The 23,741-nt window shown below is 70.0% G+C and carries 20 protein-coding genes and 2 pseudogenes; 15 read left to right on the forward strand and 7 right to left on the reverse strand.

The window, feature by feature from the left end:
* Positions 1 to 682: 682 nt before the first annotated feature.
* The 4 genes from E1262_RS25290 to E1262_RS25305 form a co-directional block, all read right to left on the reverse strand.
* Entirely contained in the window at positions 683 to 1,675 is a 993-nt protein-coding gene (locus E1262_RS25290) for an FtsX-like permease family protein (RefSeq protein ID WP_132106866.1), read from the reverse strand.
* Positions 1,676 to 1,809: 134 nt separating this feature from the next.
* Positions 1,810 to 2,493, reverse strand: coding sequence for an ABC transporter ATP-binding protein (locus E1262_RS25295; RefSeq protein ID WP_132106868.1), 684 nt, complete (start codon positions 2,491 to 2,493; stop codon positions 1,810 to 1,812).
* Positions 2,480 to 3,589 carry a peptidoglycan-binding domain-containing protein gene (locus E1262_RS25300; RefSeq protein WP_162606071.1) on the reverse strand — a complete coding sequence of 370 codons (1,110 nt, stop codon included), beginning with the start codon at positions 3,587 to 3,589 and terminating at the stop codon, positions 2,480 to 2,482. Before E1262_RS25300 ends, E1262_RS25295 begins: the two co-directional genes overlap by 14 nt.
* Positions 3,590 to 3,642: 53 nt before the next feature.
* A complete protein-coding gene (locus tag E1262_RS25305) occupies positions 3,643 to 4,329 on the reverse strand; it encodes a hypothetical protein (RefSeq protein ID WP_132106872.1) in 687 nt (228 codons plus the stop codon).
* Between the two features lie 1,612 nt (positions 4,330 to 5,941).
* On the opposite strand from E1262_RS25305, the gene E1262_RS30545 reads away from it, so the two are divergent.
* The 6 genes and pseudogenes from E1262_RS30545 to E1262_RS32215 form a co-directional block, all read left to right on the forward strand.
* Positions 5,942 to 6,097, forward strand: coding sequence for a hypothetical protein (locus E1262_RS30545; RefSeq protein ID WP_162606072.1), 156 nt, complete (start codon positions 5,942 to 5,944; stop codon positions 6,095 to 6,097).
* A gap of 51 nt (positions 6,098 to 6,148) precedes the next feature.
* Positions 6,149 to 6,673, forward strand: coding sequence for a hypothetical protein (locus E1262_RS30550; RefSeq protein ID WP_162606073.1), 525 nt, complete (start codon positions 6,149 to 6,151; stop codon positions 6,671 to 6,673).
* Positions 6,616 to 7,056: an ATP dependent DNA ligase gene (locus E1262_RS30555; protein WP_162606074.1), complete on the forward strand. Its 441-nt coding sequence runs from the start codon at positions 6,616 to 6,618 to the stop codon at positions 7,054 to 7,056. The genes E1262_RS30550 and E1262_RS30555 overlap by 58 nt, the downstream gene beginning before the upstream one ends.
* 421 nt (positions 7,057 to 7,477) lie before the next feature.
* The gene (locus E1262_RS25315) at positions 7,478 to 8,239 is read left to right on the forward strand and encodes a helix-turn-helix domain-containing protein (RefSeq protein WP_132106876.1); all 762 of its coding nucleotides are present in this window, start codon (positions 7,478 to 7,480) and stop codon (positions 8,237 to 8,239) included.
* 141 nt (positions 8,240 to 8,380) lie between these two features.
* Positions 8,381 to 8,731 carry a TnpV protein gene (locus E1262_RS31510; RefSeq protein ID WP_132106878.1) on the forward strand — a complete coding sequence of 117 codons (351 nt, stop codon included), beginning with the start codon at positions 8,381 to 8,383 and terminating at the stop codon, positions 8,729 to 8,731.
* A gap of 311 nt (positions 8,732 to 9,042) precedes the next feature.
* A pseudogene (locus E1262_RS32215) lies at positions 9,043 to 9,210 on the forward strand (class I SAM-dependent methyltransferase); the annotation flags it as partial.
* Positions 9,211 to 10,176: 966 nt separating this feature from the next.
* Here the strand turns inward: E1262_RS32215 and E1262_RS31520 are convergent.
* Positions 10,177 to 10,674, reverse strand: a complete 498-nt coding sequence (locus tag E1262_RS31520) for a hypothetical protein (protein WP_132106880.1) — start codon at positions 10,672 to 10,674, stop codon at positions 10,177 to 10,179.
* A 124-nt stretch (positions 10,675 to 10,798) separates the two neighbouring features.
* On the opposite strand from E1262_RS31520, the gene E1262_RS31525 reads away from it, so the two are divergent.
* The 6 genes and pseudogenes from E1262_RS31525 to E1262_RS31530 all read left to right on the forward strand — a co-directional run bounded on the left by E1262_RS31525 (position 10,799) and on the right by E1262_RS31530 (position 17,403).
* On the forward strand, positions 10,799 to 13,672 hold the full coding sequence (locus E1262_RS31525) for a helicase-related protein (RefSeq protein ID WP_132106882.1): 2,874 nt from the start codon (positions 10,799 to 10,801) through the stop codon (positions 13,670 to 13,672).
* An 87-nt stretch (positions 13,673 to 13,759) separates the two neighbouring features.
* Positions 13,760 to 15,601 carry a DNA cytosine methyltransferase gene (locus tag E1262_RS25340; protein WP_132106883.1) on the forward strand — a complete coding sequence of 614 codons (1,842 nt, stop codon included), beginning with the start codon at positions 13,760 to 13,762 and terminating at the stop codon, positions 15,599 to 15,601.
* Positions 15,602 to 15,841: 240 nt separating this feature from the next.
* Positions 15,842 to 16,060: a single-stranded DNA-binding protein gene (locus E1262_RS31935; protein ID WP_162606075.1), complete on the forward strand. Its 219-nt coding sequence runs from the start codon at positions 15,842 to 15,844 to the stop codon at positions 16,058 to 16,060.
* Positions 16,057 to 16,557 (forward strand): hypothetical protein, encoded by a 501-nt coding sequence (locus E1262_RS25350; RefSeq protein ID WP_132106887.1) that lies wholly within the window; start codon positions 16,057 to 16,059, stop codon positions 16,555 to 16,557. The genes E1262_RS31935 and E1262_RS25350 overlap by 4 nt, the downstream gene beginning before the upstream one ends.
* A 28-nt stretch (positions 16,558 to 16,585) precedes the next feature.
* Positions 16,586 to 16,945, forward strand: a pseudogene (locus tag E1262_RS32220) (bifunctional DNA primase/polymerase); the annotation flags it as partial.
* A gap of 32 nt (positions 16,946 to 16,977) precedes the next feature.
* Positions 16,978 to 17,403, forward strand: coding sequence for a hypothetical protein (locus E1262_RS31530; protein ID WP_238993054.1), 426 nt, complete (start codon positions 16,978 to 16,980; stop codon positions 17,401 to 17,403).
* A 212-nt stretch (positions 17,404 to 17,615) separates the two neighbouring features.
* Here the strand turns inward: E1262_RS31530 and E1262_RS25360 are convergent, their stop codons facing one another.
* Positions 17,616 to 18,719, reverse strand: a complete 1,104-nt coding sequence (locus tag E1262_RS25360) for a Gfo/Idh/MocA family protein (RefSeq protein WP_132106891.1) — start codon at positions 18,717 to 18,719, stop codon at positions 17,616 to 17,618.
* On the reverse strand, positions 18,716 to 19,726 hold the full coding sequence (locus E1262_RS25365) for a LacI family DNA-binding transcriptional regulator (RefSeq protein ID WP_132106893.1): 1,011 nt from the start codon (positions 19,724 to 19,726) through the stop codon (positions 18,716 to 18,718). Before E1262_RS25365 ends, E1262_RS25360 begins: the two co-directional genes overlap by 4 nt.
* A 194-nt stretch (positions 19,727 to 19,920) precedes the next feature.
* Here E1262_RS25365 and E1262_RS25370 point away from each other — a divergent pair, with 194 nt between their 5' ends.
* From E1262_RS25370 to E1262_RS25380, 3 genes are read left to right on the forward strand one after another with little or no spacing between them, the layout of a single operon-like run.
* The gene (locus tag E1262_RS25370; RefSeq protein WP_132106895.1) at positions 19,921 to 21,954 is read left to right on the forward strand and encodes a beta-galactosidase; all 2,034 of its coding nucleotides are present in this window, start codon (positions 19,921 to 19,923) and stop codon (positions 21,952 to 21,954) included.
* The gene (locus E1262_RS25375) at positions 21,945 to 22,943 is read left to right on the forward strand and encodes a mannonate dehydratase (RefSeq protein ID WP_132106897.1); all 999 of its coding nucleotides are present in this window, start codon (positions 21,945 to 21,947) and stop codon (positions 22,941 to 22,943) included. The genes E1262_RS25370 and E1262_RS25375 overlap by 10 nt, the downstream gene beginning before the upstream one ends.
* Positions 22,940 to 23,692, forward strand: coding sequence for an SDR family NAD(P)-dependent oxidoreductase (locus E1262_RS25380; protein ID WP_132106899.1), 753 nt, complete (start codon positions 22,940 to 22,942; stop codon positions 23,690 to 23,692). The genes E1262_RS25375 and E1262_RS25380 overlap by 4 nt, the downstream gene beginning before the upstream one ends.
* Positions 23,693 to 23,741 lie beyond the last annotated feature (49 nt).

A 23,741-nucleotide genomic window follows, 5' to 3' on the forward strand; every position in this document is an offset into this window, starting at 1 on the left:
CGCGGCGAGGTTCGCTCGAACAGATACACCAGGCAGATCGCGACGTGGACCGCAGTCGCTGGCGCCGTTGTCGGTACGCTGCTGACAGCCGCTGGCCAACTGCTCGCGGGCCAGCCAATCCGGGGGGAAGTGGGGGATCCGGCCCCGAGGACGACGAAGCGGCGGCCCCATACTGGGCTCCGCCGCTGGTCAGACCCGGTGTGAGTGCGCCATCAGGGACTCGAACCCCGAACCCGCTGATTAGGCTCCATGGGGTATGAGGGGATCATCCGAAATCAGCTGCAGACGCTCTGAGCTGCGAGAACGGGTCAGGTGGGTTCATTGATGATCACCCCAGCTCATCGTGAAAGCGGGGGGTAAGTGGGGGATACCAAGCACAGGCGGCGCGGCATATGCGCCGACGAGACTCACGAAAAGAGCCCGCGAAACGCCGTCGGTGCCTCACGTGGGAATGCCCGCGTAGCGGTGAGCGTGGCGGGGGTATGGGGAGTGGGTTGTCGATGGCGTCTCATGCCGAGATCACGGTGAAGTACGCGACGGCGTATGCGAAGGCGTCGAAGAAGGACAAGGGCCGTGTCCTCGACCAGGTCGTGTCGGTGACTGGCTGGTCACGGGACAACGCCCGGCGGCGGCTGGTCGCGGCGGCGAGACGGCCGCCCGGCGCCAGGTTCCACTGTCGCGGTTACGGGGTTCTGAGTACACGTACCGGATCCTGGAAGGCAGCGATAATGGCGAACGGGAGTGCCGCCAGTGCCGCGGTCAGAACTGCGAGGATCGCTACGCCGATGGAGAAGGCGGATGGAACAGTTTGGTCAGTGGTCACGATCAGGCTGATCAAGCCGGCCGCGGTGCCAGTCGTCGCTCCGACTATGGCAGCAAGGACGGCACGCCCGGTTACGATGGTGACGAGCGCCCACCGGGGAGCGCCGAGGGCTCGTCGTCGGCCGAGGTCACTGCGGCTCAGCAGTACGTCGGCGAGGACGACGACGGCGGTGAATAATCCACTGGCTGCGATGACGCCGAGCACGAGGCCGCGACTAAAGGTGCCCAGGTCACCGGCAATGGCGCGCTGTGCATCTGCGAGGACCGCGGGTGACTCGATCTGGAGGTCGCTGGGTTCTGGCGGCTTCATGGTGGCGAGTACGGCGCGCTGGAGGACGTCCCCGTCGTTGGCGGCGTGGGCCACAACGCGGAGCTGGCTTATCGGGTCTCCCGGGGCCGCTGCGATGACAAGGCCGGTGGCGAATTCGTTGAATGGTGCGCGAGGGAGAAACGATCCCACGATGGCGTGGTGCGTTCCGTCTCCAGCTGCGATCCAGCCGACTGGCTGGTCGAGTCCGAGGGCGCGCATCGCTGCATGTGAGACGAGCGCTTCGCCGGCAGCAGGATCACGCCCTGCGATTACCGTGGCGACGGCGTCGAGATCGCCGTTGACCCTCCATGCCGGTGCCTTCGTTCCTTCGCCCACTGCGCCGTTGACGACGTCAACTGGCAGCGCTATCCCCACGGCCCGTTCGACGACGTTCATCGAGGCGACAGAACCGACGACGGCGTCGGTGATGAATCCGGTTCCACCGGTGTCGATGAAGGTGAACGATCGACTGCCGGCCGCGTCCAGCCTGGCAAGGACGTCGGCTTCTGCGGCCGCGGTGCGGCCTACCGTGAGGAGCGACACGAGGCACATCCCGGCGGCGAGCAGCCCAATCATCGCCGTGGCGACGCGCTGGGAGCGGGCGGCGGAAAGTGCTTCGCTGGCTATTGACCGGAGTCTTATCGAGGAACCATTTCGCCGACCCGGGGGGTGGGTAGTCACAGGTCGAGTACCTCATCGGCGTGGTCGACGACGAACGGGTCGTGCGTGGCGATTACAACAGTGCGCAGGTGCGACTCGCCCAGTCTGTCGGTGCCGCCTGCACTGTGTTCGCCGTGGGCGGTGACGCGAAGCGCGTCGATGACGATCCGGGCGTTGTCTCGATCGAGGTTGCCGGTTGGTTCATCGGCCAAGATGATCGCTGGATCGCACACTAGGGCCCTGGTCAGTGCGACTCTTTGTGCCTGGCCTCCAGAGATTTCGCCGGGTCGATGATCGGCTCGTTCTCCTACGCCGAACGCTTCGAGCAGGGCGCGTGCACGTTCTCGAACGGGGCCTAGTGCGTGACCAGCGTAGATAGCCGGCTCGGTGACCGAATCGAGGACCGAGCGCCGAGGATTCAGTTCCGCGGCCTGGAAGACGAAACCCACCATGGTGGCGCGGATCTCTGAGCGCCGGACGTCGGGTAGGGCATCTACTCGTTCACCGGCGATCGTGACCGAACCAGCCCGCGGCGTAAGCAGCAAGCCGAGTAGGTATAGGAGGGTTGACTTCCCCCGTCCCGACGCACCCCGTACTGCCGTAACAGCGCCCGGTGTGAACTGGTGGGTGAGCCCGTCGAACAGCTCGTCGCCGCTATCTCTGCGTCGATAGGAGAACCGCAACGACTCAACCGCCAGCATCGGTCGCCTCATCGTCGGGCACGTCGGTGTTCACCGGCTCATCGCTCGGCCTGACGGTCGGTGAGCCGTTCGGCTGCGGTTGTGCAGCGCCACTCGCGTCTAGCACCACGATGCGAGCACCCGCCGTCACGCCGTCGACTATGGCCATCCCATCGCCGGACGCCACGACCGTCACCGGACGCGATTCGCCGCCCTCAGTCAGGACATACGTACCGCCGCTGGCGGTCGTCCGGACCGCCGCTGCCGGCACTGCTGGGCCGGTCGTCGTCGGGACGATGTGCACCAATGCCCTCAAGGACACACGTTCGTCGCTTGGCAGTTCCGCGCATGATTGACCGCAGACCGCCGCGCCTTCAGGCGAAGTCAAGGTGATCTCGGTCTCGCCGTTGGCGTTGGTCGAGCGTTCGCCTAGCACGCTGGGCCAGGTGTGGACGTCATAGGTCACGTCGATCGTAGCGTCGGGCGGGATCAGTCGTTCTTGGTCGGAGCCGATGGTGAGGACGAACCGGCGCTCCCCACTTGCGCCGCTGACGGCGACCTCGCCACCTTCGAGACGCGTTCCCTTCACGATGTCCTCGCCAACACTGACCGCCGCGGGCAGTGATGGAACCGCGACGAGGGTGCCTGCAACAGCGACACCCGTGATGTCGTCACCGTTCGAGCGCTGCCACTCCCGCAGAGCGGTCCGCACGCCGGCGTCGAACCGGCCATCCGCCTCGCCGTCGTAGATACCGGCTGAACTCAGCGCCGCCTGAAGTTGCGCGACGTCCGTTCCGGATGAGCCCATCTCAAGGTCGCGGTAGAACGGTACGTCGCCTTCCACCACTCGCACCGGAACATCAGCCACGGAGTACACCGCGGCGCCGGTGTCGAACACCTCTTCGCCGGTAACCCATGTGACGATGCCGCTCAACGCGTTCTCTGCCAAAATCACGTGCGGCTGCACCACCGTCGCGTTCAGAACAAGCTCACGCCCGATGGTCGCCTCTTCGACCGAGATTACGACCCGGTCCTGCGACGGAGCAGACGTCGGATCGGTTGCAACCAAGGTCTGTTGCCCTGCCCACCAACCGCCTGCGGCTGCGATCACAACCACACTTACGAGCAGGAGGCGACGAATCCATCGTCCCTTCATCCTTCGCCTCGCCATCACTCGCCATACAGCGCCTCATCTGGCGCATGCTGCGGGCACGTCTCGTTGATCGCGGCCTCGCCCTCCGGGCCGCCCGCCTGTCCTATCACGTCGAGCTCAGCGTATGGAACCCAGGCCCGTTCAGGGTCACTATAGGTCGCAATAAACGTCTCCCGCGACGGCGGGTTCGCCGTACCGAACCCCTCACGCTCCAGGCACGGCACGAGGTCGTTCACGAAGTAGTCGTACAGCGCCGATAGCTGCTCATCGGTGAACGGCCTGCTGTACCGCGGATGAACTGGGTACCGCGCAGCACACGTGTACTGCGCTAGGGCGAAGGCCTCCGCCTGCGCCTGCGGAATCTCGCCGAACGCGATGCCGCTAGCACCTTCCGCTTCCGCGGGGAAGCCCTCATCCGTGATGCAGTCCGCCAGCGTCGGGCCGTATTCGTCGATGCGAATGAACCGTATCGGATCAACCTCTGGTGGATCCGCGATGCCCAGTGACTCGGCCTCGTCGGCCAGCTGCGCCAAGTAGTCCGCCATGTCGGCATCATCCACGGCCAGCCCCGCTGGACCATCGGGGCCGGCCGTCTCCTCATCGGCAACGCCCTGCCCGGTCCCGACAACCCCGGGGTCGTCGGCGGGCTGGTCCGAGCAACCCATCAGGGTGATGCAACAGCCCAGCATGACCACGACGGACACACCAGGTGACCTTCGGATCCTCATCAAAGCACCTCGCTTACAACAGGAGGACTGAGTAGACGCAGCGTACGACATTCGCGCCACGTGCGCGGGTGATGAATTGCCCAAATTTGGGGAGTTTTGACCCTTGCGGCACGACTTGCCCTGTTGATACCGTACCTACCATCCTGGGTAGCTAGTGCTTGTCGCGAAGCCTCTGACTACGGAGAGGACCCTTTGATGGCGCTTCGAAGAGGTGTGTTGGCTGCGGCGACGGCAGTAGCTATCGCGGTTGCCACCGCGTTGCCATCCCACGCATTGGTGGCGAAGGGAGGCACGACGTCTTGCGGCGGGAACCTGGTTGGAGTTCGTCACGAAGCGAACGGCAACGTCAAGGTCTACTGGCCGTCGACGACGCTCCGGCACGCATACGCGTATGGGGCGACATGGACAGTGAGGGCGAACGGCACCGGCTTGCACCTCACTGGGTGGCGGGTCACGACCGATCGTTCACTCTTCGGCCCCGGGACGTACGGCTATTGCTACGGAATTTAGTGCCACACCGAGTTCTAGTCATTAGAAGCAGGGGCGGACGGCCGCGAGGTCGGTGACTACTGAGAGGATCACGTGATGGCGCTTCGGAGAGTTCTGCTGGCGGGCGCGACCGCGCTAGTTATTGCGGTCGTTACTGCGATTCCATCCCACGCGCTGGTGTGGAAGAGCGGCTCGACGTCGTGCGGCGGGAATCTGGTTGCCGTTCGTCACCAGGCGACCGGGAACGTCAAGGTCTACTGGCCGTCGACCACATTGAGGCACTCATACGCGTACGGGACGACGTGGACTATACGGGCGAACGGCACCGGCTTGCACCTCACTGGGTGGCGGGTCACGACCGATCGTGCGCTCTCCGACATCGGGACGTACGGCTATTGCTACGGAATTTAGTGCCACACCGAGCTCAAGTCATTAGAAGCAGGGCGGACGGCCGCGAGGTCGGTGACTACTGAGAGGATCACGTGATGGCGCTTCGGAGAGTTCTGCTGGCGGGCGCGACCGCGCTAGCTATTGCGGTCGCTACCGCGATTCCATCCCACGCGCTGGTGTCGAAGGGCGGCACGACGTCCTGTGGTGCAAACCTGGTTGCATATCGTTCCCTAGGGACTCTCACTGTAAAACACTACCACCCGTCGGACACCTTGAAAAGGATATGGTACAACGGGTACGAATGGATAGTTAGGGCTAACAGCACCGGACAGCACACCAGCTCGTGGCTGGTTACGTCAAATGGCGCGCTCAACAATTCCGGCACATACGGCTATTGCTACGGAATCTAGCGCCACGCTGTGCTCAAAGTCGTTCAGACCCGAATCCGCGAGTTCGTGGGTGACACGGGCCGGTAGATGGTGTGGGTGCCGCTCTGGCCTGGGATGGTGTGGCTTGCGAGCTGGTCAGCGACTGATCGGGCGGGTGCTCGGGGCTGGCTCGACGACCGCGGCCGGGTTGGCTCGCCGGTTCACGTCGAAGCAGTGGCTCGCGCCCGAGGGCGGGCTGGCGCGGGTGAGCGAGCGGATGCTGGCGATGCTCCCGATGCGGCAGCGCGCGAGGCTGTGCGCTGATGCGACGGTGGACCTGGATGCCACCGACATTCGAGATGTACGGACGCAAGAAGCGCGGTGTCGCCTACAACTACGCCGGGCAGCGGTGCGGGCGGGCGCACGTGGCCACCTGGGCCGAGTGCGAGACCCCGCTGGCCTCCGGACACCTGCTGCCCGGCGACGCCGACCCGTGAGCCGGCGCGGTCGGGCTACTGCGCCGCGCCCTGGGCGGGTTGCCTGTGCCGGTGCGCGCCGGCAACGTCAGGTTGCGTGCGGACGCCGGCTACTTCGCCGGTGAACTGCCCGCGCCTGCTACGACGAGCGGATTGGGTTCGCGATCGGCGCCACGCGGATGGCCGCCGCTGTGGCGGCTGCTGGCCGGCATCGACGCCGAGGACTGGGGCGACGCGATCGACATGACCGGCGCGCTGGTCGCGGTCGCCACGTACTGTCCCGGCTGGTGGCCGGCGAACACGCGGCTGCTGATCCGCAGCGTGGCCTACGCTGCGGAGCAGGTGTCGCCGGACACGCGCTCCAGGCGCCGCCGCACCCTGCACCCGGACCAGCGGGCCCTGCGGGTCGACGAGCTCGCCGATGCCGACCAGGTCTACGGCTACTCGTTCATCCTGATCAACATCCCTGCCCGCGTCGTCCACCACGCCGGCGACCCATCCTTCTCGAGGCATCGGCGCAGCAAGGCTTGGAGGGCATCGTGGCCAAGCGTCTGCGTAGCCGGTATGAGCCCGGAAGGCGCACCGGCGACTGGTTGAAGATCAAGAACTGGATGCGTCAGGAGTTCGTCATTGGCGGTTGGTTGGAGGGCGAAGCCTCGTTCCGCGGCTTCCTCGGCGCGCTGACTGTCGGCTACTACGACGTCAAGGGCGTGTTCCGGTACGCCGGCCGCGTGGGCACCGGCATGAAGTTGGCGGACCGTCGCGCGCTGCGGGCGCAGCTCGAGCCACTGGCCGTCGACACCAGCCCGTTTGTCGGTCAGCAGCCCGACAAACCAGGGGCTCACTTCGTTCGGCCGGAGCTCGTGTGCGAGGTCGCGTTCGCCGAGTGGACCCGAGAGGGCACGCTTCGCCATCCCGCGTTCAAGGGTCTGCGTGTCGACAAGGCCGCGCGTGACGTCGTCCGCGAACTCCCCGCTTGACGGCCGCAGCTGTCGGGGGTCGTCGTCATGCTCATGTGCGACAGGCCCCGCGGGCGCGGTGATTCTGACACTCGCCAAACGTACGCCGTAGCGACCTGGTCGGCGACCGGGTTGTCGGTGGGCGGCGTGGTGCCACCGCGCGCAGACGGTGACCTGGTGGTTCGATGGCCCCTCCCTGCTGACCACCGACACCAAGCCGTGGGACGCGGTCGTCGACGTGACGGTCGGCGGGCGACCTCGTCACCCGCGATCGGTGATGGCGGCAATCGGCCGCGCCTGGCTTGGCTCAGAGTCCCACCGATGGGGCTCCTCGCCCGCAAGAGCGCCGCGGCGGCCCAGCAGACCGCAACACTCCGAGACGTTCGCTGCTCACGCGCCGAGCTTCGTGCGGTAAATCTTCTGCGTAAGGAAGAATTGCAGCATGGAGCTGATCGGTGTTGGCGAGGCTGCGCGCCGCCTGGGCCGGTCGGAGGCGCGCGTGCGTCAGCTCCTGCGTTCGGGTGCCTTGTCCGGTCAGCGCGTGTCCGGCGTGTGGCTCGTGGACGCAACCGCGATCCGAGAACGGGAGTCCAATGCGCCTCGCCCTGGCCGTCCATTAGCGCCTGCCCATGCCTGGCGGGTGATCACCGCGGTAGATGCTCTTGCCTCGGGCCAGCGCCTGCCGCCAGTCGGGGCGCTTGCCGATCTCGCCGCTGGCGTGGTCGGAGGTTCCCGTCGCCGGCTGGTGGAGAACCTGCGGCGCGCGCCTGATGTTGATCGGTGGCGGTCGTGGCTCGCGGGCCGAGCGGTGACCAGGCGTTACGCCGCCACTGAGACCGCCGCATACCGCCTGCTCAGTGACGGCAGAGTGAGCATCGGAGGTGCCCGCGGCCTGGCGGCGGCAAGCCTGCTCGCTGCGCGGCCCGGTGACGGGATCGACGCCTACGTGCGAGAGGCCGACGCGGGCACCGTGATCGCGGCGCACGGGCTCGAGGCGGAGCCGACCGGGGCGGTCAGGCTGCGGATCGTTTCGGATGTGGTCGGTGCCGCGAGTGGCCCGGTGGCCGGACGGCCGGCTCCGGCCGCTGCGTGTCTGGTCGATCTGCTGGACTCTGCGAATCTGGCGCCGCGGACCACCGGGGAGCGGCGCCTGCGGCACGTCGTCGACGAGCTGCACCGACTGCGGGACGGTCCGGCGCCGTAGGTCTGTGCGCGGCATGGGCCACCACCCCTTCTCGAACCGACTGGTTGAGAGGGACGTGAGGGCCGATGGCTCGCCGCAAGGAGCAGATCGACGGCCAGTTGAGTCTGGAATCGTTGTGGGCAGATCCGGAGAGTGAGCGCGATGAACAGGTACGGCCGGCTGGCGATGGAGCACTGGCAGCAGGTCGCCCCGCAGCGGGTGGAGGAGTTGGAGGATCCGACGGCGTTCTTTTCGACGTTGGGTCAGCAGGTGGAGACGCGGGTGCAGGAGCTGCAGGACCAGCTGGCGGGCGCGGACGTGCCGGGCGAGGACTATCTGGCGAAGGTGGGTCGACTGAACATGGCGCGCCTGCAGGCCGAGGAGATGGCGCTGGCCGAGCTGGTGTGGCTGGAGACCTCGGAGGACGCGTCGGATTCGCCGAGCCGGACCGACGAGTTCCTGTGGGCGATTCATCGGGCGGCGAACGAGGGCGACGACCAGCCGACCACGTAGCAGCGTTCCGGCCGTCCCGGCAGGACGATCTCGCGCCGTCGGGCGTCCGGGCGCGGGTGCGGGTGAACTTCGACGCGATCGCCGTGTTGCAGCGGCTCCAGCGGGAGGCACGCCCGGCCAGCGACGCCGAACGTCGCGTGCTGGCGCGCTGGTCGAGCTGGGGTGCGGTGCCGCAGTTGTTCGACGAGCAGGATACCGGGTGGCAGTCCGAGCGCGAGCACCTGCGGTCGGTGCTCGGCGACTCGTCGTACGCGGCGGCGCGCCGCACGACGATCAACGCCCACTACACCGATCCGGCCTACGTGCAAGCGATGTGGGACCTGCTGGCCGGCCTCGGGTTCGCCGGCGGGGAGGTGCTGGAGCCGGGCTGCGGCGCGGGCAGGTTCATCGGCCTGGCTCCCGCCGCGGCGCGTGTGACCGGGGTGGAGTTGGACCCGATCAGCGCCGCGATCGCGGCCGCGCTGTATCCGGGTGCGCAGGTGCGGGCGGAGTCGTTCGCCGCTACCCGCTTCCCGGACGGGCACTTCGACGCCGTCATCGGGAACGTCCCGTTCGGTGATGTCCGCCTGCACGACCCGCGTCACAACGCCGGCGCCCACACGCTGCACAACCACTTCATCATCAAGTCCCTCGCCTTCACCCGCCCTGGCGGGCTCGTCGCCTTGTTGACCAGTCATTTCACCCTGGACGGACAGAACCCGGCCGCGCGGCGGGAGATGAACGCCCTGGCTGACCTGGTCGCCGCGGTCCGGCTGCCGTCCGGGGCGCACCGGCGCGCGGCGGGTACGGAGGTGGTGACGGACCTGCTGGTGTTCCGCCGCCGCGACGTCGACACCCCACCGCGGTCGACGCTGTGGGAGACGGTCACCGCCCGCAAGGTCGACGGCGAGATCGTCCGGGTGAACGCCTATTTCGATCACTACCCCGAGCGGATCCTCGGGGACCTCGGCGTTGGCCACGGTATGTACGGGGCGCGGACCCTGCACGTGCGCGCTGATCTCGCTCAGACGCCAGCGCGCCTGGCCGTTGCGCTCGCCGGCGTCGCCGAGGCGGCCCGCGGCGACGGGGTGCAGATGACGACGCGCCGGCCGGACCCTCAGCGCGAGGCCCGGCCGGTGGCGCTGGCCCCGGACGGTCTGTGGGATGGGCACCTGGTCGCGAACGATGACAACACGTTCAGCGTCGTGAATGACGGCGTGCTCGAGGACCGCACGGTCCCGGCCACCCAGCGGCGGGAGCTGCGGGCGCTGCTCGGGTTGCGCGATGTCGCTCGGGCGCTGCTGGCTGCGGAGGCCGCCGACATTAACGACACGGGGCAGATTGCCGCCCTGCGGGCGGACCTGGCCGACCAGTACCACCGCTACGTGGACCGGTTCGGGCCGATCAATCGGTTTACCACCCGGGCGACCGGTCGAGTCGACCCGGCCACCGGCGAGCCGCGGCTGTCACGGGTCGCGCCGCCGGTGATGCGGATCTTCCGCACCGACCCGTTCGCGGCGCTGGTGAAGGGGCTGGAGGTGTTCGACGACGTCTCCCAGACCGCCACCCCGGCCACGATCATGACGCAGCGCGTCGTCGCCCCCCGCGCGCCCGTCCTGGGCGCGGACACCCCGCAGGAGGCGCTGGCCGTGGTGCTGGACGCGCACGGCCGCGTCGACCTGATGCAGGTGGCACGGCTGCTCGGGGTCGGCGAGGACGAGGCCCGCACCATGCTGGGCGAACTCGTCTACGACGACCCGCAGACCAAGCAGCTGCTCACCGCGGCGGAGTACCTGTCGGGCAATGTCCGGCAGAAACTCACCGCCGCCACGGCGGCCGCCGAGGCCGACCCGGATCGGTACGCGGTGAACGTGGCCGCACTGCAGAATGTCCAGCCCGGGGACCTCGGGCCCGGGGACATCGAGGCCCGGTTGGGTGTGGCGTGGATCGACGCCGCCACGCACGAGCAGTTCCTGTCCGAGCTGCTCAACGATCCTCGCTCCAGGTCGAGCACCCCGGCGGCGCCATCTGGGAGGTACGGGGGAAAAGTGGTCGGTCGCGGCCAGCCAGGAGTGGGGCACCGAGCGGATGCCCGCGACGGCGATCGCGAAGGCGACGCTGGAACAGCGCCCCATCCAGGTCACCGACGAGATCGAGGACGGCGTGCGGGTGCTCAACCCGGTCGAGACCGCGGCCGCGCAGGAGAAGGCCGGACTGCTCCAGGAACGGTTCGCCGAGTGGGTGTGGGAGGACCCCGAGCGCGCGGCCCGGCTGCAGCGCGAGTACAACGACCGTTTCAACGCCATCGTGCTGCGCGACTACACCCCCGAGGGTCAGCGGCTGACCCTGCCAGGACTGGCCGCGACGTTCACCCCGCGGGAGCACCAGCGCACCGCCGTGGCGCGGATGCTCGCCGAACCCGCCGTCGGGCTGTTCCACGAGGTCGGCGCCGGCAAGACCGCGGAGATGGTGATGGGCGCGATGGAGCTGCGGCGCCTGGGCATGGTCCGCAAACCCTGCGTGATCGTGCCCAACCACATGCTCGAGCAGTTCACCCGCGAGTGGCTGCAGCTCTACCCGACCGCCCGCATCCTGGCCGCCTCCAGCGACGACCTGCGCGGCGATCAGCGCAGGTTGTTCGTCGCCCGCTGCGCCACCAACGACTGGGACGCCGTCATCATGACCCGCGGCGCGTTCGAACGCATCCCGGTGTCTCCCGACGTCGAGGCCGCCTACCAGGAGCGCGAAATGGACGCGCTGCGGGCGATGCTGGCCAACTCCCGCGATTCCCACGGTCTGAGCGTGAAACGGCTGGAGAAGGCCGTCCTGGCCGCCGAAGAGCGGCTGAAAGAACGCCTCGACGGCCCGCGCGACCCGGGCATCAGTTTCGAGCAGACCGGCATCGACTACCTGGTCGTCGACGAGATGCACGACTACAAGAACCTTCGCACGGTCTCCAACATCCGCGACGCCGCGATCATCGGCAGCCGCCGCGCCAGCGACCTGCACATGAAGACCGAGTACCTGCGCGACCAGCACGGCGACCGCGTCATCACCGCCGCCACCGCCACCCCGATCGCCAACTCGGTCACCGAGGCGCACGTCATGCAACGCTTCCTGCGCCCGGACCTGCTCGACGAGGCCGGGGTGGGTGACTTCGACTCGTGGGCGGCCACCTTCGGGCAGACCGTCACCGAGATCGAGATGGCCCCGGCCGGCGGCTACCGGCTGCAGACCCGGTTCGCGAAGTTCCAGAACGTCCCCGAGATGCTGCGCATGTGGCACGTCTTCGCCGACGTCAAAACCGCCGAGGACCTCAACCTCCCCGCCCCGCCGCTCGCCCACCGCGACGACGGGCAACGAGCACCGGTCACGATCGTGGTGCCGCCGTCGGACGACCTCACCGCCTACGTGGCCGATCTCGGCGAGCGCGCGGAACGGGTGAAGAACCGCCAGGTCGACAGCAGCACCGACAACATGCTGAAGATCAGCACCGACGGCCGCAAAGCCGCGCTGGACATGCGTCTGGTCTCCGGCCACCGACCATCCGACGGCCCGACCAAGCTCGACATCGTCGCCGACAACGTCGCCAGGATCTGGGCCGATCACCGCACCACCCGGTACCTGACCCCCGGCACCGAGGAGTACTCGCCGACGCCGGGCGCGCTGCAGATCGTGTTCTGCGACCTCAGCACCCCGCAGGAGGACTGGAACATCTACGACGAACTGCGTGACCTGCTCGGTCGCCGGGGACTGCCGCGGGAGCAGGTCAGGTTCATGCACGAGGCCCGCAACGACACCGAGAAGGCCCGGCTGTTCGCCGCCGCCCGCGCCGGGCACGTCGCCGTGCTGCTCGGGTCGACATCGAAGATGGGCGTGGGCACCAACGTGCAGGCCCGAGCGGTCGCGCTGCACCACGTCGACTGCCCCTGGCGGCCGGCCGACCTGGCCCAGCGCGACGGGCGGATCAAGCGGCAGGGCAACCAGAACGCCGAGATCCAGATCTACCGGTACGTCACCGAAGGCAGCTTCGACGGCTACCTCTGGCAGACCGTCGAACGCAAAGCGAAGTTCATCGCCCAGATCATGCGCGGCCGCCTCGACGTCCGCGCCATCGACGACGTCGGCGACAACGCGCTGTCCTTCGCCGAAGTGAAAGCCCTCGCCGCCGGCGACCCACTAGTGCTGGAGCGCGCCAACGCCCAGGCCGAAGTCACCCGCCTCGATCGGCTACGCCGTGCACACCACCGCCAACAGGACAACCTGCGCCAGCGATGCAACCTCGCCGCGGCCCGGATCCGCGAACTCGACCAGCGGCGGCCAGTGCTCGAGGCCGCCCTCGCCCGCACCATCCCCGTCACCGGCGACGCCTTCGCCATGACCGTCAACGGGACACGGGTCACCAAGCGCACCGACGCCGTGGCCGCAATTGCCCGCTGGGCCACCCAGCACCTGCCAGGCAACCCGTACCGGCAGGTCGACCTCGGCGTCCTCGGCGAACTCGCCGGGCACACCATCGAAGCCACCTACCTGCCGCCGGGCAGCGGCCTCGGCCAGCCCGCGCGAGTCGAGTTGCGACTGCGTGACGTGCCGCTCAGCGAAGCGTCCGTGACGGTCGACACCATCACCGACGGCCACAGCATCGGCACCGTGCGCGTCCTTGAGAACCGGGTCGCCGCGATCCCGGCCGACCTGGCCGAGACCGACCGGCTGCGCGCCGACGCCGTCGACGAGCAGCACGCCGCCGAAACCGCGCTCGAAGCGCCGTTCAAACACGCCGCCGCGCTGCAAGCAGCCCGCGAGGCTCTCGACCGGATCGTCGCGGTCATGACCGACCAGGCTGCGGCGGCGCCGGCGCCGGAAACCCAGCCACCGCCGGCCTCGCCGCTCGGCCGCAGGCCGGGCACGCCGCGGCCGCCCGGGAACCAACTCGGTCAGCACGGTCCGGGCCTGGGTCTCTGACCGGTCTTGTGCGCGGTAGGGGCCACCCACTGAGCGACAGAGTCCCAACCGCTCCCTGCGCCTCTCAGCGCACGACAGGAGACCCGTATGCAGTCGACCACGCTCGAACTCAGGCGGCACATCGACCGGATACTCGCCCAGCCCATCGCGCCGCGGGTCGCCGTCCCGACGCCTGGCTGGAACCTCACCGTTACGGACCTGTTCGCCGGCGCTGGCGGCTCCTCCACCGGCATGGTGGCCGTTCCCGGAATCCGGGTCATCGAGGCCGCCAACCACTGGAAACTTGCCCTCGACGTCCACAACGCGAATCACCCGCACACCGTGCACAAGCACGTCGACCTGCACGAGGACCACCCCCGCAATTTCGCGCGCACGGACATCCTGTGGGCCTCGCCGGAGTGCACGAAATGGTCGCAGGCCGCTGGAGCAGCCGCCCGCCCGGCGATCGAGGAGGGCCTGTTCGAGGACCCGCTGTCCGATGACGCCGCGACACGCAGCCGGTTGCTGATGTTCGACGTGCTCCGGTTCGCCGAGCACCACCGCTACCGCGCGATGGTCATTGAGAACGTTGTGGACATCGCCACGCAGGCGAAGTACCGCAACGCGTGGCGGATCTGGCGGCGGGACCTGGCGAACCTCGGCTATCAGTTCAAGGTCGTCAGCCTCAACAGCATGCACGCTCAGGCGCTGGGGAGCCCCGCGCCGCAGTCCCGCGACCGGCTGTATGTCGTGTGCTGGCGCAAGGGCGAACGGGCCCCCGACATCGACCGATTCATGCGGCCGCGCGCGTATTGCCCGCCTTGCGTCGCCATCGTGGAGTCCCAGCAGGCGTGGAAGCCGGGCCGCACTGTGGGCCGCTACCGGGCCCAGTACGTGCACGTCCACGCAGCGTGCGGGAACACCGTCGAGCCCGGCTGGCTGCCCGCTGCCGCCGCGATCGACTGGAGCATCCAGGGGCAGCGCATCGGCGACCGGGACAAGCCGCTGGCCGACAAGACCCGCGCGCGCATCGCCGCTGGCATCGCCAAGTACTGGATGCCGTACATCGCCGAAGCGGCCGGGAACACCTTCGAGCGGCGCCTCGGGGTACGCACCTGGTCCGTCGAGGACGTGTTGCGGACGTTGCACACGACGGCCAGCAAGGCTCTCCTGGTACCCGTCGAGGGCCGCGACGGCAAGGACGCCGGGCTGGCCGGCGACCCGCTGCGAACCATGACGACGCGCGCTGAGACGGCGCTGGCGCTCATGCCGTTCGTCGCCGAGCTGCGCGGTGGCGGCTCGTGGGCGCGATCGACGGGCGACCCCATGGCGACCGTGACTGCATCGGGGAACCACCACGCGCTGATCACCCGCCACTACGGCGTCGACGGCGGCGACCCGGCCCGGCACACCACAATCCCTGACGAGGTGCTGCGTACTCTCACGGCCAACGGCGGGAACATCTCGCTGCTCGCGCCGTACTACAGCAAAGGCCAGGCCCGCGGAATCGTCGAGGCGCTGTCGACCATCACCACGGTCGACCGGCACGCGCTTGTCTCTCCCGCCGGCGGGTCGTGGAACGACGACGCCCGCCCCACGGACGAGGCGCTGCGGGCGCTCACCACCCGCGACGCCTACGCCCTGGTGATGCGGAACAACGGCTCCAGGGGCGACGGCGGCGAGCATGTGACTCCGGTGTCGGAGGCGCTGCGGACACTCACAACCAAGGGCCACCAGACGCTCCTCACCCGTGACCCGGACACCCGGCCAACGTCGGACAACATCAATCGCGCCGCCGAGCTGGTCGACGACTGCCTGTTCCGGATGCTGGAGCCCCACGAGGTCGCTGCCGGCATGGCGTTCCCCGAGGGCTACCGCTGGGAGGGCAACCGGCGCGAGCGAGTCCGGATGGCCGGAAACGCCGTCACCCGCCTGCCGCGCGGGACCTGATGGCCGCCGTTGCCGCTGCGATCACTGGAGAGGACGTGGCCACTCCCGGCCGGCCCCGCGGCCGAGTCGGCCGCAGAGCCAGCTCGGTTCTCCCAGCCCCGCCCTCGGTCTCTGACCGGCATGTGCACGGCGCGCCACCAGCTGGCGACGCCGGAGGGCGGTCCTCGTGTGCGGGCCGAAATGTGCGCGGCAGGGGCCACCCCTACAAGTGACCAACACCCGAGGTGGGAGGAGACCACCATGAGTAACGCCTTTCCGGCCAGCCCGGCTGGCCGGATCGCCACCGACCCGAAGCTCGTCGCCGGCGCGAACCCGCGCCTCACCTTCCGGCTGGCGGTCGACGACCGGGCGCAGGAGGACGGGCAGTGGATCACCAAGCAGACGGTCTTCCATGACGTCGTCGTGTTCGGCCGTTCGGCCGAGACGTACGCCAGGCTCTACCGAAGGGTGATCCCGTGATCGTCGCCGGCGAGCTCAGGTTCACCACCTATGAGACCCAGGGTGGCGAACAGCGCACCGGTACCCAGATCGTGGCCCGGCTGGTCGCGCCCGATCCTCGGCTGGTCACGGTCACGATCGACCGGTCCCGGCAGGCCGATCGTGCCGCGGGCATCGAGGTTCCGGCCCAGGAGAGCTCACGACCAGCGGCAGAGCAGGTTCCGCAGCCGGCGGACTGGTGGCAGCACGGCGCCCTCGTCGAGGAACTGTCGGCATTGAAGGGCGCCTGGGACGTCGCCTACGACGCAAGCCAGGCGGCCTCCGCGGCCGCCGATTGGCACATGACCTTCTTTAACACCCGTATCAGGTTGAAGGACTGGGTGTCCCGGCTCGGGGGCCACCCCGGTGAGAGGACCGCCGACGCGCAGGGCTGGCTGAACGACCCCGACGGGGCTGGATGGTCCGCCGAGGTCAACGCCTACCTGTCGTCGCTGACCGGGCTGACCGGTCCCGACTGACCCACCCCCGGAGGAGCACGCCATGACGATGGGCGACGAAGCCGCGGTCTTCGCGGCCGCCGGCATCCCTGTCTTCCCCTGCTGGCCTGGCGCCAAGGAACCCCTGACCAAGCACGGCTTCGAAGATGCGACCACCCATCTGGGCCAGGTCCGCGACTGGTGGCGCAAGTGGCCCACAGCGAACGTCGCAGTCCCCACAGGAGCGCCGCTGTGGGACGTCGTCGACGTCGACGTGAAACCCGACGGATCCGGATACCCAGCCCTGCGGCGTCTCAAGCAGGCCGGCCTCCTCGAGGGCTGGTCCCACGCCGTTCGCACCCCCAGCGGCGGGCTGCACCTGTACTTTGCCGGCACCGCCGAGGGCTGCCACTCGCTGCGCAAGCACAAGATCGACCTACGGCCGCCGGCGGCTACACGCTGGTGCCACCTTCGATCGTCGACACCGACCGCGGGCCGCGCCGGTACGAGACCATCGAGGTCCGCGACCACGACCGGGACCAGGACTTCAACTGGGCCGCGGCCCGCGACCTGCTCCAGCCGCCCGCACCGCCACCGCCAGCACCCCTCCATGGGCATGCGGCGGCCGACCGTCGCATGCCCTACCTGGTCGATCACGTCCGCAACGCCCTCGAAGGCAACCGAAACAACGCCCTGTTCTGGGCCGCCAACCGCGCGCTCGACAACGGGTCGACCGATCTCGGACCGTTGGTGGCCGCTGCCGTCGAGGCAGGGTTGGACTACCGCGCGGCCGCGGCCACCGCAGCGTCGGCGCAACGAAGCCGCTCGGGCGCAGCTGGGCGGAGGGCATCACCACTGACGCAGGCAACAGCATCGGCGTCCATCTGACTTGAAGGACGTGCCGAGTGGGCCGGGTGACCTTCCTGCCGGGCCTCATCTGGTCGTCGCCGTCTGGCCATCGAAGACGTCACAGATCGTGCCGGTGTCGTCCTTTGCCGGTAGGGTCCGTGTGCTGTCTGAGGACATCGGGTGGGCGTAGGAGCCGCTGAGCGCCTAAGGCGACGTCAATCGAGTCCTGCCCCGTCCGTGGGCGGCTGGGCTCAGGCGGGTATCCCCTCGTCGCGCCATGGCGCGCCGGTGCCGTCCATGCGGGTGTAGAAGGGGTCACCGGGGACGATCTCGCCGCGCCGCACCGGGCGTCCGGTGAACGCCGACGCGTAGACGGCGGCGACGACCTCCAGCGTCAGGCGGGCGTCGGCCAGGGTCACCGGGGGCGTCGCGCCCGACGCGAGCGCGTCGAGCACCACCCGCAGCTGGGCCGCGTGGCCACTGCGCTCGCCGTCGAGTCCCGTCGCCCACCGGGCCGCCAGGTCCTCGCGCCCGGCAGCGGCTGTGAACTGCCAGTTGTCGTCGCCGTAGCCGTAGAGGTGGTGGAGCTCGACGGTGGCGTGCTCCCAGTCGAACCGGAGCGCCGACGCTTCGCGGGGTGGCACCACGGAGTTGGTGACGGTGGCCAGCGCGCCGTTCTCGAACCTGACGACGGCGCAGGACACGTCCTCGGTGCGGGTGGGCCGCGATTGGCGCCCGGCCATGGCCGTGACCTCGGCCCATGGCCCGAGCACCGACAGCATGAGGTCCGTCTGGTGCACGCCGTGGCCTATGGTCGGCCCGCCGCCCTCGACCTCGAACGACCCGCGCCACGGCACCGCGAAATAGGCTTCGTCGCGGTACCAGGTGGTCTCGCATCGGGCCACCAGCGGCCGGCCGAGCACGCCGTCGCCGGCCAGCCGGCGCAGCTGCCGCGCCGCGGAGCCGAACCGGTGCTGGGACACGACGAACGCCTCGCCCGCCGACGCGGAAGCAGCCCGCGCCAGCACGTCGAAGTCGGCCAGTGACACCGCCGGCGGCTTCTCGACCAGCACATTGACGCCCGCGGCCAACGCCTCGACGGCGAGCGGCACGTGCGACGACGGCTGCGTGCAGACGATGACGAGGTCGATCTCGCCGCTCGCCAGCGCCGACCCGAGTGACGAGCCCGCGTGCGACACCGGCCAGTCCTCCGTGAACGCGGCCAGCCTGGCCTCGTCGACCTCGACGGCGGCGACCAGCCGGGCCCGGCCGTCCTGCGCGGCGATGGCGCGGGCATGCGAGTGCGCGATCAGCCCCGTGCCGACGACGGCGCACCTGACGGGCGGCGCAGTCACGCCGACTCGCGCTGGATCAGGTGCGTCCCGAACGCGATGGCCTGCGGCGGCTGCGGCTCGTCCTCGGCCATGCGCTGCAGCAGGATCCGCGCGACCGCCTGGCCGATCTGCCGGGCCGGGTTCGCGATGGTAGTGAGCGCCGGCGACACCAGCGTGGCGGCCTCGATGTCGTCGAAGCCGACGACGGCGACATCTTGGGGTACCCGCACCGACAGCTCGCGCAGCACGTCCAGCGCGCCGATGGCCACGACGTCGTTGGTGCAGATGACGGCGTCGGGCGGCGCGGCCAGGTCGAGCAACCGGCGCATGCCCTCGCGGCCGCCCTCGCGGCTGAAGTCGGCGCGGACGACGAGGTCGTCGGCCGCCGGCACGGCCGCGTCGCGCAGCGCGGCGAGGTAGCCGCTGACACGGCTGGCGGCGGGGCCCTCACCCTGCGGACCGGTGATGAAGCCGATGCGGCGCCGGTCGCGCTCGAGCAGGTACTGCACCGCCCGGCGGCCGCCGCCGACGTCGTCGGGCCCGACGGCGTCGACGCCAGGCTCCGGCGCGTGCGAGCCGAGCAAGACGACAGGGATGCCGGCCTCGACGGCGGCCTCGAACGGCCGGCCGCGGTGCAGGTAGCTGGACAGGCCGATGCCGTCGACCCGGCGGGCCACCATCTGCTCGATCATGCGCCGCTCGGTGCCGGGGTCGCCGTCGGTGCAGACGACGATGCCGTAGGACCCCTGCGGCTCGAGGACGTCCTGCAGCCCGCGGGCGACGGCCGGGTAGAACGGGTTGAGAATGCTCGGCACGATGAGCGCGACGGTGTCGGTGCGCTGCGTGCGCATGCTACGGGCCACCTGGTTGGGCACGTAGCCGAGCTCGTCGATGGCTCGCTCCACCCGGCGGCGGGTCGACGGCGCCACCTCGCGGCGCGCGCTCAGCACGTACGAGACCGTCGCGATGCTCACTCCGGCCCGCTCGGCGACGGTCCGCATGCTCACCCGCTGCCGGGCCTGCGACATCTGCGTCCTCCCACTCTGACGTAAACGTTTAGATCGTACACCACGAGGTTGCCGCCGAACGGCCCATTCATCCGACCACGTCAATTACGTGTTTTCGAAGCATGCCTTGACACCGTCGCCGACTTGGGACGATCCTGTGGGCCATCTCATCTAAACGTTTACGCGCCCATCAGCCCTCCAATGAAAGGACGTCAGTGCCGTCGTCCACCAGCGCCCGGCTCGGTGCCCAGGTGTGGCTCGCCCCCGGCGAGTACGACCGGCCCGAGCAGCTCGACCGGCTGTTCGCCGTGCTGGCCGAGCACGACCTCCCGCTGGCGCGCGTCAGCCTGGTCCGCAACCATCTCGAGCCCGCGCCGGGCCGGTGGGACTTCGCCCTTTACGACGCGGCCTTCGCCGCCGCGGAACGGCACGGTGTCGCCGTCACCGCGACGCTCTGGCCGCAGGCCGCCGCGCCCGCGCTGAGCGGCGTCCCGGACACGCCGGCCACGCTCGCCGCCGGCGAGGCCTACCTCGACGCCGTCGTCCCCCGCTACGCCGCGCACCGGGCACTGGACAGCTGGATCCTCATGAACGAGCCGGGCCAGCCGCCCGCCGTCACCGAGCTGGCCGAGCAGCGCTTCCGCGACTGGCTGCGGGAGCGCTACGACGGGCTGGACGCGCTCAACCGGGCCTGGTTCGGCGAGAGCATGCTGTCGTTCCGGGCTCCGTACGCGTCGTTCGACGAGATCGCCGTCGACCCGCGCTGGTCGCACGCCGGGCTGTGGCCGGTGCCGAACCTCGACTGGCACGAGTTCTGGCGCTCGCACCTGGCCTGGTACCTGGGCTGGGTGGCCGAGCGGGTCCGGCGGCTCGACCCCGGCCACCCGGTGCACACCAACCCGCACGGCGTCAGCCGCAACCTGGCCACCCGCTCGTTCGACCTGCCGTCGTGGCGGCCCTTCCTCGACTCCGTCGGCGCGTCGATCTACCCGATGTCGCTGACGGAGTTCGGCCCGGACCGGCTGACGCTCGGCCATGCGTTCTGCGTCGAGCTGCTCCGCGGCGCCATGGCCGGCGGTCCGGTCTGGGCCACCGAGCTGGCCGGCGGCCCGGCCATCCGCTCGCACGCCACCGGGTACGCCGTCGAACCGCGCGAGCTGGCCCAGCGGGTCTGGACGGTGCTCGGCGCCGGCGCGGACCGGGCCGTGCTCTGGCTGCTCAACGTTCGCTGGCGCAGCCGCGAGCCGGGTGAGTTCGCGCTGCTGGACTACCGGGGCGAGCCGACCGACCGGCTGCGTGCGGTGGCGTCGATCGGCCGGGTGCTCGCCGAGCACGATGATTTGTTCGCCGCCGCCGAACCGGTCACCGCCGACGTCACGCTGGTGCTGAGCGTCGAGTCGATGGCGCTGGACCACCAGTGGGCCACGGGCGGCGATCCCGCGCGCGGCAAGGACGCGCACCTGCTCGAGGCGCTCGGCTGGTACGAGGCGCTGCAGTCCCTGGGCGTCCCGCCGCGCGTCGTCCACGTCGACGACGTCGACTGGAGTCCGGAAGGGCCGCCGCGGCTGCTCGTCCTGCCGCACGTCGAAGTGCTGTCCGCCGAGCAGGCGGCGGCGATCGGCGCGTACGTCCGCGCCGGGCACACCGTGCTGGCCAGTGGGCTCACCGGCTGGTACGACCGCGACGGCCGCTTCTGGCCACTCGCCGACGAGTTCCCGCTCGGCCCCGTGGTGGGCGGGCGACCCCGGGAACTGCGGGTCGTCGACGGCGGCAGCCTTGGCCTGGCGACGGGCGAGCTGCCGGCCGGGCCGTGGCTCACCGACGTCGAGGTCGGCGACGGCGTCCCGCTCGCCGAGGACGGTGGCACCGTCACGGCCCTCGTGCACGACGGCGTCGGCGGCGGCCAGGCGATCTGGCTGCCCGCGCTCGTCGGCCTCGCCGCGTTCACCGGCGACGGCGGCCCGCTCGTCCGGTACGCCGCCACCGTCGTCGAGCTCTTCGCGGGCCGGCTCCCCGTGCGCGTGCGACAGACCGGCGACGGGGTCACCCCGCTGCTGGTCCGGACCCTGCGCGCCGACGGCGGCAGCCTCGTCACCATCGTCGCCAACCCAGCCGCCGAGGCGAGCACCGTCACCCTCGACGGCCCGGACGACGGCCGGCCCGAGGTCCTCTGGGGCGACCCGGACGCCGTCGCCGGCCACGCCGTCACCGTCGGCGCGAAGGACACGGTGGTGCTGGCATGGCGCTGACCTGGGAACCGAAGCTGTCCGAGAACGTCCACGACCTCGAGCCCGGCACGCTGGCCTGGCTGCGCCAGCTGGGCTGCCGGCACGCCGTCTTCCAGCCGTCGGCGCGGCTGCAGCAGCACGACCGCGTCGGCGGCGGGAAGCCGTACTGGTCCACTGACGACGTGGCCATGCTGGTCAAGGCGTGCGGTGAGGCTGGCATGACCCTCGAGTCGGTCATGCTGCCGCTCGACTTCTACCCGCGGGCGCTGCGGGGGGCCGACGGTCGCGACGAGGAGATCGCGCACGTCTGCCGCACCGCCGAGGCGGTGGCCGCCGCCGGTGTGCCGATGATGGAGTGGCGGTTCTGGCCGGACTTCTTCTTCGACGAGCCGGTCGGCGTGCGGCCGAGACTCGGCCGCGGCGGCGCCGTCTCGCGCGCCTTCGACGCCCGCTGGATCCCGGCCGAGCCGTTCGACGACATCGGCACCGTCGGCGCCGAAGAGATGTGGGAGCGGACGCTGTACTTCGCCCGCCCCCTGATCGAGACCGCGCAGGCGGCCGGCCTCCGGCTGTCCATGCATCCCAACGACCCGCCGGTCCCGGTCATGCGCGGCGTGGCCCGCATCTTCTCCTCCCCCGAGGGCCTGCAGCGGTTCCACCGCGAACTGCCCGCCGAGGCCAACGGCCTGACGTTCTGCCAGGGCACGTTCGCCGAGATGGGCGTCGACGTCGTCGAGCAGATCGCCGCGTTCGGGCCGCGCATCCGGCTTGCGCATCTGCGCGCCGTCACGGGCCGGGTGCCCGCCTACCAGGAGGTCTTCATCGACGAGGGCGACCTCGACATGTTCGCCGCTCTGCGCGCCTACCGCGCCGCCGGGTTCGAGGGACCGTTCGTCTCCGACCACACCCCCGGCGTCACCGGCGACACCCGCTGGGGCCACACCGGCCGCGCGTTCTCGCTCGGCTGGATGCGCGCCGCCGTCACCGCAGTAGGGAGTGACGGCCGATGACCCGTCCCCTCGACGGCCAGCGGGCGCTGGTCACCGGCGCCGGCCAGGGCATCGGCCGCGGCATCGCGCTGGCGCTGGCCGAGGCCGGCGCGCACGTCGTCGTCAACGACCTGCGGCCCGGCGACGCGCACCGCACCGCTGCCGACGTCGCCGCCGCCGGAGTGACGGGCATCGCCGCGGTCGCCGACGTCAGCACTGAGGACGGCGCACGGCACGTGCTCGACACCGCGAGCACCGCCCTGGGCGGCCTCGACGTGCTGGTCAACAACGCCGGCATCGCCCGCCCCGAACCGTTCCACGAGATCACGCTGCAGAGCTGGCACGAGGTGCTCGACAACAACCTCACCAGCGCGTTCCTCTGCGCCCGCGGCGCCATCGACCTGATGAGGCCGGCCGGCTACGGGCGGATCGTGCAGGTCAGCTCCGTCGTCGCGCACCAGGGCGCGCTCTACGGCCACGCGCACTACGCGGCCAGCAAGAGCGCGCTGCTCGGCCTGACCCGCACCCTCGCCCGCACGGCGGCGCCGTACGGCATCACCGTCAACGCCGTCGCGCCAGGGGTCATCGCCACCGAGCTGTCCGCGTCCACCCTCGGGAGCGACACCGTCGAGGAGCTGCGGCGGCAGATCCCGCTGGGCATCGGCACCGTCGACGACGTCGCCGCGGCGGCGCTGTTCCTGGCCGGCCCGCAGGCGCGCTACGTCACCGGCACGACGCTCGACGTCAACGGCGGCCTGTACATGCGCTGACGCGCGCCCTCACCTGGAAAGGAGGCAACGGTGCACCAACGACTCGACA

This window comes from Jiangella aurantiaca, assembly GCF_004349105.1.
In the GTDB taxonomy this organism is placed as follows: domain Bacteria; phylum Actinomycetota; class Actinomycetes; order Jiangellales; family Jiangellaceae; genus Jiangella; species Jiangella aurantiaca.

Coding starts and splice junctions, on each gene's coding strand:
- E1262_RS31510 (WP_132106878.1), top strand. CDS start 8,381: ATGAACAGGTACGGCCGGCTGGCGATGGAGCACTGGCAGCAGGTCGCC.
- E1262_RS25295 (WP_132106868.1), bottom strand. CDS start 2,493: ATGCTGGCGGTTGAGTCGTTGCGGTTCTCCTATCGACGCAGAGATAGC.
- E1262_RS25340 (WP_132106883.1), top strand. CDS start 13,760: ATGCAGTCGACCACGCTCGAACTCAGGCGGCACATCGACCGGATACTC.
- E1262_RS31525 (WP_132106882.1), top strand. CDS start 10,799: ATGCCCGCGACGGCGATCGCGAAGGCGACGCTGGAACAGCGCCCCATC.
- E1262_RS30545 (WP_162606072.1), top strand. CDS start 5,942: ATGCCACCGACATTCGAGATGTACGGACGCAAGAAGCGCGGTGTCGCC.
- E1262_RS25380 (WP_132106899.1), top strand. CDS start 22,940: ATGACCCGTCCCCTCGACGGCCAGCGGGCGCTGGTCACCGGCGCCGGC.
- E1262_RS31935 (WP_162606075.1), top strand. CDS start 15,842: ATGAGTAACGCCTTTCCGGCCAGCCCGGCTGGCCGGATCGCCACCGAC.
- E1262_RS25375 (WP_132106897.1), top strand. CDS start 21,945: ATGGCGCTGACCTGGGAACCGAAGCTGTCCGAGAACGTCCACGACCTC.
- E1262_RS25365 (WP_132106893.1), bottom strand. CDS start 19,726: ATGTCGCAGGCCCGGCAGCGGGTGAGCATGCGGACCGTCGCCGAGCGG.
- E1262_RS25315 (WP_132106876.1), top strand. CDS start 7,478: ATGGAGCTGATCGGTGTTGGCGAGGCTGCGCGCCGCCTGGGCCGGTCG.